This is a genomic window from Micromonospora sp. NPDC048935 (assembly GCF_043197875.1).
Lineage (GTDB): Bacteria > Actinomycetota > Actinomycetes > Mycobacteriales > Micromonosporaceae > Micromonospora.
In genome coordinates, this window is the sequence record NZ_JBICTZ010000001.1 from 746,136 (window position 1) to 759,630 (window position 13,495).

General features: G+C 69.1%; 10 protein-coding genes and 3 pseudogenes. 8 read left to right on the forward strand and 5 right to left on the reverse strand.

Annotated elements, in window-relative coordinates; genetic code table 11:
• The first annotated feature begins 264 nt into the window (after positions 1-264).
• The 5 genes from ACGFIW_RS03890 (at position 265) to ACGFIW_RS03910 (ending at position 6,431) form a co-directional block, all read left to right on the forward strand.
• Complete coding sequence (locus ACGFIW_RS03890) at positions 265-2,979, forward strand: AAA family ATPase (protein ID WP_393310786.1); 2,715 nt, start codon at positions 265-267, stop codon at positions 2,977-2,979.
• 171 nt (positions 2,980-3,150) lie between these two features.
• Positions 3,151-3,978 (forward strand): alpha/beta fold hydrolase, encoded by an 828-nt coding sequence (locus ACGFIW_RS03895; protein ID WP_393310787.1) that lies wholly within the window; start codon positions 3,151-3,153, stop codon positions 3,976-3,978.
• A 20-nt stretch (positions 3,979-3,998) separates the two neighbouring features.
• Positions 3,999-4,832 carry an alpha/beta fold hydrolase gene (locus ACGFIW_RS03900; RefSeq protein ID WP_393310788.1) on the forward strand — a complete coding sequence of 278 codons (834 nt, stop codon included), beginning with the start codon at positions 3,999-4,001 and terminating at the stop codon, positions 4,830-4,832.
• A gap of 2 nt (positions 4,833-4,834) precedes the next feature.
• Complete coding sequence (locus ACGFIW_RS03905) at positions 4,835-5,635, forward strand: alpha/beta hydrolase (protein ID WP_393310789.1); 801 nt, start codon at positions 4,835-4,837, stop codon at positions 5,633-5,635.
• Positions 5,535-6,431 (forward strand): MBL fold metallo-hydrolase, encoded by an 897-nt coding sequence (locus ACGFIW_RS03910; RefSeq protein WP_393311242.1) that lies wholly within the window; start codon positions 5,535-5,537, stop codon positions 6,429-6,431. Before ACGFIW_RS03905 ends, ACGFIW_RS03910 begins: the two co-directional genes overlap by 101 nt.
• Before the next feature lie 129 nt (positions 6,432-6,560).
• Here the strand turns inward: ACGFIW_RS03910 and ACGFIW_RS03915 are convergent.
• The 3 genes and pseudogenes from ACGFIW_RS03915 to ACGFIW_RS03925 all read right to left on the reverse strand — a co-directional run.
• Positions 6,561-7,838: pseudogene (locus ACGFIW_RS03915) on the reverse strand (MFS transporter); the annotation flags it as partial.
• 301 nt (positions 7,839-8,139) lie between these two features.
• Positions 8,140-8,360, reverse strand: a pseudogene (locus tag ACGFIW_RS03920) (helix-turn-helix domain-containing protein); the annotation flags it as partial.
• A 124-nt stretch (positions 8,361-8,484) separates the two neighbouring features.
• Positions 8,485-9,465 (reverse strand): NADP-dependent oxidoreductase, encoded by a 981-nt coding sequence (locus ACGFIW_RS03925; RefSeq protein ID WP_393310790.1) that lies wholly within the window; start codon positions 9,463-9,465, stop codon positions 8,485-8,487.
• Between ACGFIW_RS03925 and ACGFIW_RS03930 the strand changes: the two genes are divergently transcribed.
• Positions 9,446-10,510, forward strand: coding sequence for a GlxA family transcriptional regulator (locus ACGFIW_RS03930; RefSeq protein WP_393310791.1), 1,065 nt, complete (start codon positions 9,446-9,448; stop codon positions 10,508-10,510). The genes ACGFIW_RS03925 and ACGFIW_RS03930 overlap by 20 nt on opposite strands.
• A 452-nt stretch (positions 10,511-10,962) precedes the next feature.
• Here ACGFIW_RS03930 and ACGFIW_RS03935 read toward each other — a convergent pair whose 3' ends face one another.
• Positions 10,963-11,952 (reverse strand): hypothetical protein, encoded by a 990-nt coding sequence (locus tag ACGFIW_RS03935; RefSeq protein ID WP_393310792.1) that lies wholly within the window; start codon positions 11,950-11,952, stop codon positions 10,963-10,965.
• 13 nt (positions 11,953-11,965) lie between these two features.
• Here ACGFIW_RS03935 and ACGFIW_RS03940 point away from each other — a divergent pair, with 13 nt between their 5' ends.
• Together ACGFIW_RS03940 and ACGFIW_RS03945 are read left to right on the forward strand one after the other, a co-directional pair.
• The gene (locus tag ACGFIW_RS03940) at positions 11,966-12,535 is read left to right on the forward strand and encodes a VOC family protein (protein ID WP_393310793.1); all 570 of its coding nucleotides are present in this window, start codon (positions 11,966-11,968) and stop codon (positions 12,533-12,535) included.
• Between the two features lie 180 nt (positions 12,536-12,715).
• Positions 12,716-13,207, forward strand: a pseudogene (locus ACGFIW_RS03945) (DnaA ATPase domain-containing protein); the annotation flags it as partial.
• 203 nt (positions 13,208-13,410) lie between these two features.
• On the opposite strand, the gene ACGFIW_RS03950 reads toward ACGFIW_RS03945, so the two are convergent.
• A complete protein-coding gene (locus ACGFIW_RS03950; RefSeq protein ID WP_393311244.1) occupies positions 13,411-13,491 on the reverse strand; it encodes a LuxR C-terminal-related transcriptional regulator in 81 nt (26 codons plus the stop codon).
• Positions 13,492-13,495 lie beyond the last annotated feature (4 nt).

The following is a 13,495-nucleotide window of genomic DNA, read 5'->3' on the forward strand; positions in this document are numbered from 1 at the left end:
ATGCCGCCTTCGCGGGCCTGCTGCAAGGTGATGCCTGACGGATCGGTCGGTCCGTCCACACTGCCCGTGCGGAAATCCACGGTCTCGCCCTGGGTGCCGACCGCCACGTACATCTGGCCGCCGGGCAAAGCCGCAGTCGATGGTGCCGGTCCGCTCAACGTCTCACGTGTTGATCAAGCCCGAACGGCCCATCGGCCTGGCCGCTTTCTTCCAATAGCGTTGATGCCACACGTGGCCGAATCGCAGCGTACGGCGGGGGTAGGCGTGGATGCACAACGTTTGCTGGTCGGGCGTGCGCCGGAGCAGACGGCCATCGGCACGCTGCTGGACGGTGCCGGCGACGGTGGCGCCGCGTTGGTCATCCGCGGCACGCCCGGTGTGGGCAAGTCGGCGCTGCTGGAGTGGGCCGCCGCGGCGGCCGGCGACAAGTTGCGGGTGTTGCGGGCCGTAGGGTCGGTCTCGGAGTTCGGCCTGCCGTACGCCGCGCTGCATCAGGTCATGCGTCCGGTTCTCGGCCACAGCAACCGGCTCGCCACACCGTATCGTCGCGCCCTGGATATCGCCTTTGGCCGGGCGTCTGGTTCGGCGCCGGACGTATCCACGGTGGCGATGGCGACGCTGGAGCTACTGGCGGAGGTGGCGGGCGAGCGGCCGGTCCTGCTGCTGGTCGATGATGCCCAGTGGATGGACCCGGCCAGTCAGCAGGCGCTGGCGTTCCTCGCGCGCAGGGTCGCGTCCGACCGTATCGTGCTGCTCGCCACGCACCGCGAGAACGAGGTCGGGGCGCTGCTCGATGCGGCCGTACCGGCCATGAGCCTCGCCCCGCTCGACGCGGCGTCCGCGGCGGTGCTGCTGGACTGGGCTGCCGGTGCACTCGACGCGGGCACGAGGGCGCTCCTGCTGGACGCCGCGCGCGGCAACCCCCTGGCCCTGCTGGAGCTGCCCCGTGCGATGAGCGTTTACTCCGGCGTCGACACCGGTCGCCTACCGCTGACCGCGCGCCTGGAGAGCTCGTTCCTGGTCCGCATCGAGGAGTTCGACGCCGCGACGACGACGGTCCTGGAGGTGGCGGCGCTCAGCGACTCCGACGACGTCGCCGAGATCGTCGCGGCCGCCGAGCTGCTGTGCGACCCGCATGACGTGTCCTTACTCGACCCGGCGGTGTCGGCCGGGTTGATCGTGGTGGACGGCGCCGCCGTCCGCTTCCGGCACCCGCTCATCCGGTCCGCGCTCCTCCAGCGACTCGGACCCGACCGGCGGCGCGCCTGCCACGCCGCGCTGGCCCGTGTCCTGCCCGCCCGGCCGGAGCGCTCGGTGTGGCACCGGGCCGCCGCGGCGTTGGGGCCGGACGCCGCGCTGGCGGCGGAGCTCGAGTGGCACGCCGAGCGGGCGATCAAACGCGGCGCGCCGACGAACGCGGTGCGGGCGCTGGAACGTGCCGCCCAGCTTTCGGTCGACGGCCGTGACAGGGCGAGCCGTACTTATCAGGCAGCCGCCCTCGCGTATGCAGTCGGGCAGCCCGAGCATGGCGAGCGGCTCCGGAGGCACTATCGCGACCTGGTGGACAGCGAGCACGACGGTCTGCGGTACGAGTGGCTCATCGAGCTGGCCGAGGGAGACCGCGGCGGCGACCAGCGCATCACCACGCTCGTCGACCTTGCCGGCCGGGCGAGCATGGTCGGCGACGACGCGCTGGCGACCGACTTCCTGCGGGCGTCGGCGCTGCGGTGCTGGAACCTCGCTCCCGGTCGACCGGTGGGCAAGCAGGTGATCGCCGCAGCCGACCGCCTGGCGGTTGTCGACGCTCCGACGCGCGCGCAACTGCTGGCGTACTGCTCACCCTTCGACAGCGACCCCGAGATCCGGGAGTTGATCGCCCATGTACCGGCCGCCGCCCGGGACACCACCACCAGCTACCGGCTCGCACACGCGGCGGCGTGTGCCGGAGCGTCCGACGTCTCCGAGAGCCTGCTCACCGACGCGGCGGAGCGGCTGCGTGCCGACGGTCACCTGCACACGCTCGGCAGGACGCTGTCGCTGCTCGCGTGGTCCGCCCTGCGCCGGGGAAACTGGTCGTACGCCGTGGCCGCCGCCGAAGAGAGCACCCGGTTGTGCGCGGAGACCCGCCAGCCGTTCTGGGAGGCGTCCTCGCTCGTCGCGCACGCCGTGATGGCCGCGTTCCGCGGCGACTTCGCCTCCGCCGAAGAGCTGATCGTCGGCGCCGACCGCAAGAACCCCCGCCGGTCCGCCACGATCGGCGCCGTGACGTTGATCGCGCGAGCGGCGATCGCGTCGGGGCAGGGCAACCACGAGCGGGCATTCACCTGCCTCGCCCAGCTGCACGATCCGGCCGACAGCGCCTACCACCCGGCACACGCCCTGTGGTCCTTGGCGAGCATGGCCGAAGCCGCCTCGGCGTGTGGCGAGGTCGCCGCCGCCCGGTCGCTGATCGCGAAGCTGCCGCCGGAGGTACGCGCGACGACCTCACCCACGGGCCGCATGAACCTCGGCTTCGCGGCGGCGGTGCTGGCCGGTGACGACGAGTCGGAGACACGGTTCGCCGAGGCCCTGGCGAGCGACATGACGATCTGGCCGTATGAGCGCTGCCGCCTGCTCTTCGCCTATGGCAAGTCGTTGCGTCGCCGGCGGCGGGTGCGCGAGTCGCGCGACCACCTGCGCAGGGCCCGGGACGGGTTCGACAGCCTCGGGGCGCGGCCGCTCGCGGAGCGCGTCAGGGCGGAGCTGCGGGCGGCCGGGGAACGCAGCGACTCGCCGGCGGCGGACGTCTGGGACACGCTGTCGCCGCAGGAGACACAGATCGCGTCGATGGTGGCGCAGGGGCTGACAAACCGGGACATCGCCAAGATGCTGTTCGTCTCGCACCGCACCGTCGGAAGCCACCTGTACCGGATGTTCCCCAAGCTCGGCATCACCTCGCGCAGCGAGCTTCAGCGGATGGCCGTCGAACACGACCGCTGATCCGCAGTCATTTGACTCACGACTGGGACGGCGCTACCTCCGTAACGTTCCCGGCACGGCCGCGAACAGAGCACCGCGGCCGGCACGGTCAAGCCACGACACCCACCAGTACGTGGGCCGATGCCGCCTGCCCGTGAACCGTGCAGTTCTGCCGAAAGGAACCAGCGCCACATGCCTGCCGTCTCCCGCCGCACGGTCCTGGCCGGATCCGCCGCACTCGTCGCCACGGGTGTCGTCACCACGGCGACAGCCGTACCCGCCGGCGCCCACTCACTGTCCGGGTCGAAGCCGACCGTCGTACTTGTCCACGGCGCGTTCGCGGACGCCTCCGGCTGGAGCGACGTCATCCGGCGGCTCGTCCGCGCCGGGTACCCCGTGCTCGCCCCGGCGAACCCGCTGCGCGGCGTCGGCAGCGACTCCGCCTACCTGGCCAGCATCCTGCGCCTCGTCCCAGGTCCCATCGTCCTGGTCGGCCACTCGTACGGCGGCGTGGTCATCACCAACGCCGCCACGGGCAACCCGAACGTCAAGGCCCTCGTCTACGTTGCCGCGTTCGCGCCGGACGAGGGCGACACCGTATTCGGCCTGCAGACGAAGTTTCCCGGCAGCAAACTCGGCGAACCGGCCCTCGACCTGCGCCCGTACCCGCTGCCCGGCGGCGGCACCAGCACCGACGGATACGTCAAACAGGACCTGTTTCGCGACATCTTCGCCGGTGACCTGCCCCGCTCCACGACACAGATCATGGCCGCCACCCAGCGGCCCGGCGACGTACACACCCTTCACCAGGCGTCCGGCCCGCCGGCCTGGAGGCAGGTCCGGTCGTGCTACCTGGTGGCCCGCGACGACAACCTCATCCCCGCCGCCGCGCAGCGCTTCATGGCGCAGCGGGCCGGCTCCCGCACCGTCGAGGTCCGAGCCTCGCACGTCGCCATGATGTCGCAGCCGGAGATCACCGCCGACCTCATCACGCTCGCCGCCCGCACCACCCGCGACTGACACCAGAAAGGGGCCCAACCATGCCATTCGTCACCACCTCCGACGGCGCCGACATCTTCTTCAAGGACTGGGGCGCCGGCCGCCCCGTCGTGCTCAGCCACGGCTGGCCGCTCAACTCCGACAGCTGGGAGGCGCAGCAGCTGTTCCTGGCCGCCAACGGCTACCGCGCGATCGCCCACGACCGGCGCGGCCACGGCCGCTCCACCCAGACCTGGCACGGCAACGAGATGGACACCTACGCCGATGACCTCGCCGCCCTGATCGAGCACCTCGACCTGCGCGACGTGACGCTGGTCGGGTTCTCCACCGGCGGGGGCGAGATCACCCGGTACATCGGCCGGCACGGCACCAGCCGGGTCGCGCAGGCCGTCCTTGTCTCGGCGGTACCGCCGCTGATGGTGCGCCGCGACGACAACCCGCACGGCGTACCCGTCGACGTGTTCGACGGCATCCGCGCCGGATCGGCCGCCGACCGGTCCCAGCTGTACAAGGACCTCGCCGACGGGCCGTTCTTCGGCAACAACCGGCCGGGCGTGAACGTGTCGCAGGGCATCCGGGACGCGTTCTGGCTGCAGTCGATGGCCGCCGGGCACCGCAACGCATACGAGTCAATCGCCGCGTTCTCCGCCACCGACTTCCGCGACGACCTGGCCAGGTTTGACGTCCCGACGCTCGTCATCCATGGCGACGATGACCAGGTCGTGCCGTTCGAGGTGGGCGGCAAGTCGTCCGCCGCACTGGTCAAGGGAGCGGAGCTGATCGTCTATCCGGGCGCGCCGCACGGCATCACCGACACCCACAAGCAGCAGCTCGGCGACGACCTGCTCGCCTTCCTCAACACGTACGGAGCCTGATGATGAGCGATGCGCCCGACACCATCGTCCTGGTCCACGGCTTCTGGGTCACCCCCCGCAGCTGGGAGCACTGGATCACCCACTACGAGCGGAAGGGCTTCCGGGTCCTCGCCCCCGGCTACCCCGGCTTCGAGGTCGAGGTCGAGGAACTCAACGCCAACCCCGACATCATCACCGCACTCACCGTCCCGGCCATCATCGAGCACCTCGAAGCGGTGATCCGGCCGCTGCCGAAGGCGCCGATCATCATGGGGCACTCCGCCGGTGGCGCGTTCACGCAGATCCTGCTCGACCACGGCTTCGGCGCCTCTGCGGTGGCGCTCAACTCCGCCCCGACCGAGGGTGTTCACGTGGTGCCGTTCTCGCAGGTGAAGTCCACGCTGCCGGTGCTGCGATCACCGGCGAACCGGCACAAGGCCATCGGCCTGACGCTGGACGAGTGGAAGTACGCCTTCACCAACACGTTCAGCGACGAGGAAGCCAAGGCACTGTACGAGCGCTACCACATCCCGGCCAACGGCGGCATCCTGTGGGGCAGCGTCCTGGCCAACTTCCAACCCGGCCACCAGGACACCTGGGTCGACTACCGCAATGACAACCGGGCGCCGCTGCTGTTCATCTCCGGCAGCGAGGACCACATCATGCCCACAGCGGTCCAACGCTCCAACCTCAAGCACTACAAGCCGAACACCATCACCGAACATGTCGAGTACGAGGGCTACGCCCACCTGCTCCCGGCACAGAAGGGCTGGGAGGAGATCGCCGACTTCGCCCTCGACTGGGCCCTGCGCCACGCCCGATGAGCGAGGCGCCGCAGGTTCGCATCACCCACATCGGGGACCCACGACGCTCATCGAGGTAGGTGCGTGGCGGCTGCTGACCGACCCGACGTTCGACCCGCCCGGCCGCACGTACGCCTTCGGCTGGGGCATTTCATCGACGAAGATGACCGGCCCGGCGGTGACCCCGGCGGTACTGGGCCCGATCGACGCCGTGCTACTCACCCACGACCACCACGGCGACAACCTCGACGACCTTGGCCGGACGCTGCTACCCAGCGCCCGGACGGTGCTCACCACCATCGCCGGCGCCCGGCGGCTCGGCGGCACCGCACGAGGACTCAAACCCTGGGCCACCGCGACTCTTCGCCGCAAGGGGCGGCCCACGATCGAGGTCACCGCGACGCCGGCCCGGCACGGTCCGCCCCTGAGCCGGCCGTTCGTCGGTGACGTGACCGGCTTCGCGCTGCGGTGGGACGGCCAACAACACGGCCAATTGTGGGTCTCTGGCGACACGGTCCTGTTTCACGGGATCCGCACCGTCGCCGAGCGGCTTCGCATCGGGACCGCCGTGCTCCATCTCGGCGGCGTCCGATTCCCGGTCACCGGGCCCATCCGCTACACGATGACCGGCCGTCACGCGGTCCGCATCTGCCAGGCGATCCGACCGCGCACCACCATCCCCGTCCACTACGAAGGTTGGCGACACTTCCAGCAACCCCGCGCGGCCCTCGAACGCGAGTTCGCCGACGCCGCCGATGACATCCGAGACAGCATCCGGTGGCTCACGATCGGAACCGCCGCTGACGTCCCTGCCTGAGCCTCGGCCTCCCCACCACAGAAGCATCGGCGGGGAGGCCGAGCCCGCGCGACAGGTTCCCGGCACGAGCTGCTCGCTTGCTCTACGCACGCCAGAGAAGTGCTGGTCGTCGAGGCTACTCCGATTTGACGTCTCGGTAAGCGCCCAGGTACAGACAACACTGGTAAGCGCCAACAATGCGATCATGGCGCCAACTGCCACAGCGCCGAAAGAGTCCGCCAGGACAGGGGCGAGCAGCGGGGGCACGGCACCGCCGATGATGCCACCGAGATTGAACCCCACTCCCGCTCCGGTGTACCGGTATCGCGTGGGAAAAAGCTCTGGAAGAAAGGCGCCGGTCGGCCCGAATGCCAGGCCGTTGAGGGCGAAGGCGCCAGCGAGCCCGAGCCCGAACGCGAGCGGGCTGCCCGTTGTGAGCAAAGGGAAGACGCCCATCGACCAGACGAGCGCCAGCACACCCGTCACGATGATGATGTTACGGCGGCCGTAGCGGTCGGAGAGCCTGCCGCCCAGGAAGACGAAGAGCGCCACCACGGCGGCGGCAACGATCCCGAGCGAGAGAACAACCTGCCGTTCGATCCCCAAGGTCGCTGTGCCGTAGGTCGTCAAGTAGGTAGCGCCGATGTAGAAAAGCGCAAATACGACGCCGGTGAGCCCACCGCAGAGCAGCACCTCACGCCACTGCTCGCGGACAAGACCGGCGAGCGGCGATCGGCGAGGCGTCGAAAGCGGCTTCTCGCTCGCTGCGCGGAAGACCGGCGTCTCATCAATTGAGCCCCGTGCCCACAGACCGAGCAGCACGAGGACCGCGCTGGCGACGAACGGGATGCGCCAGCCGTAGGAGAGGAATGCCTCGTCGCTGTTTCCGATGATGACGTCGGTTGCCAGAAACGTCGCGCTTGACAGGGCGAAGCCGATCGCACCGCCCAACTGCGGGAAGACTGCGTAAAACCCACGACGGCCTCGCGGGGCGTACTCCGCTGTCAGTAGGTTCGCGCCCGCCCACTCACCGCCGAGGGCCAGACCCTGCAGAAAGCGCAGGAGTACGAGGGCGACCGGAGCGGCGACACCGATCGCATCCGCCGGCGGAAGCAAACCGATCGCAACGGTGGACAAGCCCATCATCAGCAGCGTCGTGACCAGCGTGCCCTTGCGTCCCCACCGATCGCCGTAGTGCCCGAAAACAATCGCCCCCAGCGGCCGGGCAACAAACGCGACGGCGGACGTGGCGAACGATGCCACGGAGCCGGCAACGTCCCCGAGAGCCGGAAAGAAGACGTCGGAGAAGACCAGCGCGGCGGCTGTGCCATAAATGAAGAAGTCATAGTATTCGATCGTCGTACCAACAAGTCCGGCCACCGCCACTCGCCTCAACGAGCTCCGGTCTGCCTGCCGTGCGCGGCTCACGAGACGCGTGCCCTCCTGGAGGAACCTGCCCGTAGTACCGCAGGCCAGCCGACTGCGGGGCAAGCAGTGTACGAAGCGTCTCTATCCTCGGCTGTTCAATTCACGACCTGTGGGACGACGATGGCTGCACGACCGCGGGTCGCGGGCGGGGGCAGCAGCGCGGTGCGGGTCAGGACGTTCCAGGCAATGAGGATGACATCGGCGCGTTCGCCGCAGGCCCGGATGCCGAGCTCGCGTCGTACAGCGCGGCGGCGAACAGCACTCCGATCGGGACGAGCTGCGACAGACCGCGGTGAGCGACCACGGGCTGCGGTGTGCGTGTCGGGCTGTGCAGTGGGCGTGACGAGCGTCCCGCATACCGTCAGCGCCCTGCTCACGGTAGCGATCTGTCCAGCGTTTCGCGGTGCGCCAGGAGACGTCATAACGCCGTGCCGCCTGGGAGACCGGCCAGCCCTCGTCGACGACCAGCCGCGCCAGGCGCAGACGTGCGCGTGGGGTCAGAGCAGCATTACGGTGGAGCATGAAGGCCTCCTGGTTGCCGGAGCGGTTCCTAGACAGCTCCACTCCACAACCGGAGGCCTTCACCTACCTACGACATCAGATCGTGTCGTCACACAACCTCGACCAACCTCCGTGGACAGCACACCTAGGCCCGGTCGTCGGCGACGCGGAGCACGATCTTTCCCCGGGTGTGACCCTGCTCGCCTTCGCGGTGGGCGGTCGCGACCTCGGCCAGCGGAAGGACCTTGGCGACCTCGACGGTGACGGTGCCCTCCTCGATCAGCGCGGCGATCCGCGCCAACGCCGGACCGTCCGGCTCGACCAGGAAGCCGGTGACGCGGACTCCGGCGGCGGCCGCGGTCGTGGCCAGCTCCGGCGAGACCCCGGCCGGCACGGCCACCAACAGCCCGCCCGGGCGTAGCGTCTCGACCGACCGGGTGCTGGTGGCGTCGTACGCGTCACCGACCAGGTCGAGCACCACGTCGACGTCCCTGACCTCCTTCTCGAAGCGGCCGGTGGTGTAGTCGACGACCTCGTCGGCACCCAGTTCGGCGAGCCACTGTTGGTTGCGCGGGCCGGCCACCGCGATCACGTACGCGCCCAGGTGCTTGGCGAACTGCACCGCGAGGTGCCCCACCCCACCGGCCGCAGCAGTGATCAACACCCGCTGCCCCGGCCGCACGCCGGCGGTGTCCACCAGCGCCTGCCACGCGGTCAGCCCGGCCAAGGGCACCGCGGCCGCCTGCTCGAACGTGTGGCCGGCGGGCATCCGGGCGAACTGGCGCGACGGCGCAGTGACGTACTCGGCGTAACCACCGCCGGCCCGCGGGAACCAGGGCATCCCGTAGACCCGGTCGCCCGGGGCCAGGGTGGTGACGCCGAAGCCGACCTCCTCGACCACACCCGCGACGTCCCAGCCCAGGACGAACGGCGGCGCGCCGAGCACCCCAGCCATGCCGGTGCCACCGCGGGTCTTCCAGTCGACCGGGTTGATGCCGGCGGCATGCACGCGGACCAACACCTCCGTAGGCAGGGGTGCGGGACGCTCGACGCGTTCGACGGACAGGACCTCGGGGCCGCCGAAGGTGTGCTGACGGACCGCGTTCATGGTGTCGTTCTCGCTCATGATCCCAGTCTTCATGCCGCGGCCGCCGTTCAACAATGTCTCTAAAGACATTGTGCGTAAGATTCGTGCCATGCCCCATCGCGTTGCCGTGCTCGCCCTGGACGGCGTCATCCCCTTCGATCTGGGCATCCCGGCCCGGGTGCTCAGCGAGGCGCATGACGCGGCTGGCCGACCGCTCTACGACATCGTCACCTGCTCCCTCGACGGCACGCAGGTCCACACCAATGCCGGATTCACAATCCAGGTGCAGCACGACCACCGCGCGCTCGCCCAGGCCGACACGGTCGTGGTCGCCACCCAGGAGCCGTCCACCGCCATGCTCACCGTCGGCAAGCTCGACCCCCGGGTCGCCGAACTGCTGCAGACCCTGGATCCGGCCACCCGCGTGGTGAGCACCTGTACATCGGCGTTCGCCCTTGCCGCAGCCGGCCTTCTCGACGGGCTCGCCGCGACCACCCATTGGGCGCTGAGCGACCGGTTCGCCGCGCTGTTCCCAGCCGTCGAGGTGCGCCCGGATGTGTTGTTCGTCGATGCCGGCCGTGTCCTGACCTCGGCGGGAGCGGCAGCCGGTATCGACCTGTTTCTGCACATCGTGCGCACCGACCACGGCGCGTCGATCGCCAACGATGCCGCCCGCCGCTGCGTCGTGGCCCCTTGGCGAGACGGCGGCCAAGCCCAGTTCATCGCCCATCCGACTCTGCCCGCGTCGTCGGCGGGAATCGGCCCGACCCGGGCGTGGGCGCTGGCCCGGCTGGACGAGCCGCTTTCCCTGGCCGACCTGGCCGGGCACGCCACCATGACGAAGCGGACCTTCAGCCGACGCTTCGTCGCCGAGATGGGCGTGACACCGATGCAGTGGCTGATTGCCCGGCGCATCGACCGCGCCCGGACCCTGCTGGAGAACACCGACCTGCCGGTGGAACGGATCGCCACCGAGGCGGGCTTCGGCAGCGCCACCCTGCTGCGACAACACATGCAAGCGGCGCTGAGGGTGACGCCGCAGCAGTACCGACGCACGTTTCAGGCCCCGGTCCCGAGGGCCTGACCGGCGAAGCCGATCCGACAGCGGCACCACCAGCAGCCGGTCCGTTCGGTCGTATCCGGCATCGCCGGCTTGACCTCCAACTAATTTTCGAGCCAGGGACCGCTCATGCCGCTTCTCGCCACCGAATATGGGTCCACACCTGTTGGGGGGCGCTCGTCGCCGGACTCGCTCGACCGCGCGACGCGGCCGAGTCAACCCTTGCCGCGCTTCAACGACGGCTGAACTCACCAGACGATGGCACTTCGCCGGAACGACACAGCAATGGACGCCCGGACCAGTGTCCGAACGCCCGGTAGCGACGGCCGGTCCTCGCCAGGCACAGGGTCACGTACGCGGCGATGGGCCGCGTGTGGGTCACACAGCGTGATGCTGCTTGACCGGCACACCCGATGTCCGCTCGTGCCGAGTTGAGTTGCGTATCGGAGGCCGGCAGGCCATGCAGGGATGCCGCGTTACTGCATCGCGGTGGCCGGGGGGTGATCGAATGATTCGGGGCAGCGGAAGATGTACAGCGAGTAGCCACGCCCGATCTGTACGCCAACGGTGTCTGGAGAGTCGGTCGCGTTCTCCTCGGACGGGCGCCAGCTGCAATGCATGCCGTTCCAGTCGCCCGAGCCCACGGTGAAAATCAAGGTCATCGCGGTGCCGCAGGCAGCACAATCCATCGGGTACGGATCGGTCAGCGACCAGTTCGCGTACCCACCGACCTTCCATCCCGGCGCCAGCGACAAGTCGCTCTGATAGTGGGGACGGCTCTCGTCTTGGTCGTTATCCCACGCGTCGAGCCGCTCGTGTAGGTCATCGGGGAGCAGATCGGCGTATTGGTACTCGCGGACCTGCTCGGGGTGTACCACGCACGGAACCGGCAGGTACATGTCGCTGATCACCGGCGGCTCGGGAGGCGCTTCGAGCAGCCCGCCGACGGCGGAGCTGTCGCGCCAGTAGAGGAAGACGCGTGGGCTGTAGTGCCGGTCCGAGTGGTCCACGGGGCACCACAGCACCTGGAGCAGGTCGGTGCCGTCCGGGCCGGCGTAATCCGGGATATCGTGTCGGTACAGCTGCGCGACCGGGACCAACGGGATGGGATCCTCGATCAGGTCGTCCAGGTCCAGAGCGTCGGCCGCATCGAGCTCGGCCCGCTCGTCCGCGGTCAGGAAATCCCCGCCCGGTAGCGACTCCCGGGCATATGCGGTCGCGAGGATCTCCCGCCCGCGGTGCAGAGCGGCCGGGGTGGTCAGGTTGTATGGCTCGTGCGCCCCGGCGTCGTCGCAGACCGGCCACACCTCGGCGGCCGGCCACAGCAGTGGTCCGCCGACCGAGCTGTCCGCAACGGTCGGAGCGCCGGGTCGGGGATGGAGGCGGGTAGCGGTGATGGAATGTTCCCGCAGTTCGGGGAAGAGTTCGGTGATGTCCAGGGGACGCGGAGGCGTGGTGCGGACCATAGAAGCGGATCTTATGGCCCGCGTGCTGGTCCTGACTTCTTTGCAGCGTCTCTATCGGAATTCGCGAGCGGACGAGACATTGCGCCAGCCCGCTGTCACGAACGTTCCCCGCCTCGAGCGGGCGGCCACCGCACGACGATCAGGTTCGGCGCCACGATTCGTGGGGTATCTGCCAGAGTGGTTCATGCCCTTGAGCGCGTACCACCTCAGAACCTCGGTCGCCGTGTCCGACATTCAGAAGGCGGTGGCCTTCTACGAAGGCGCGCTGGGCCTGCGGGCGTTGCAGTCCGGCCCCAGCGCCACCATTGCCGACGGCAGCCGTGTCTATGGCTCCGGTGGCGGGCCGGCGTTGAACGTGTACCAGTCGGTCACTGCCGGGAAGACCCCGGCGACGCTGGCGACGTGGTACGTCGACGACATCGACCAGATTGTCGAGGAGCTCTCCTCGTCCGGCGTCGAGTTCGTTCGCTACGAGCAGCTTGAGCACGACGCCAAGGGGATCACCGCGCGGGCCGGAGGTGGACGTATCGCGTGGTTCCAGGACCCAGACGGCAACACCTTCGCTCTCGAAGCCGACGTGTGACCTCCTGGCTCGCAATTTGGTCCGTCACCACCAGGCCGTACCTTCACCGGGGTTCTGCGTCTTTACGGCGCACCGCCACGGGTTCGGCGTACCGCGGCCGGCCTTCGACGCGCGTTGCGTGGCGCGCGGGGCCGGGCCTAGCGTGCCCCCATGGAAGAGGACTGGCGCGACCCCGAGCACACCTTCGACACGTTTGTCGTCAGCCCGTCCAACCGATTCGCTCACGCGGCGGCGGTCGCCGTCGCCGAAGCATCGGTGACCGCGTACAACCCGCTGTTCATCTACGGCGGCTCGGGGCTGGGCAAAACCCACCTGTTGCACGCCATCGGGCAGCACGCCACCATCCTCCGCAACGCACAGTTCATCCAGTACGTTTCGTCCCAACAACTCACCAACATCATCAAGTCCCTGCGACACAACAAGACGCGTGACTTCCAACGCCGCCACCGCCACGCCGACGTCCTACTGATCGACGACATCCAGTTTTTGGAAAATAGCGACCGGGCACAGGAGGAGTTCCTCCACACCTTCGACGCCCTGCACCACGCCGACAAGCGGATCGTCATCAGCTCCGACCGCTCCCCGCGCCAGCTGTACACCCTGGATGACCGCCTTCGGACCCGCTTCGAGTGGGGTCTTCTAGCAGACATCCAACCGCCGAACCCCCAGACGTGAACCGCGACCGCGGCGAGCCGTGGCAATCCGACCGAGGCGTTCGGTCGCGTCTCAACCGCAGCATCGGCCGTCTCGCGGTGAGCGGCGGTGGCCACAGATTTGGAGCCGGTAGGTCCCTCTCTGGAAGGTTGCCGGTCGGTCAGGCACGCGACACCAGGCCAGACTTCCATGCCCATGCGGCTATGCGGACGCGCGTGACGCTACCGACCGTGGGTCTTGATGGTGCCCGGTGAGATGTGGAGTTTCGCGCCGATCTCGTCGTTGCTCAGTCCGCGTGCCACGAGC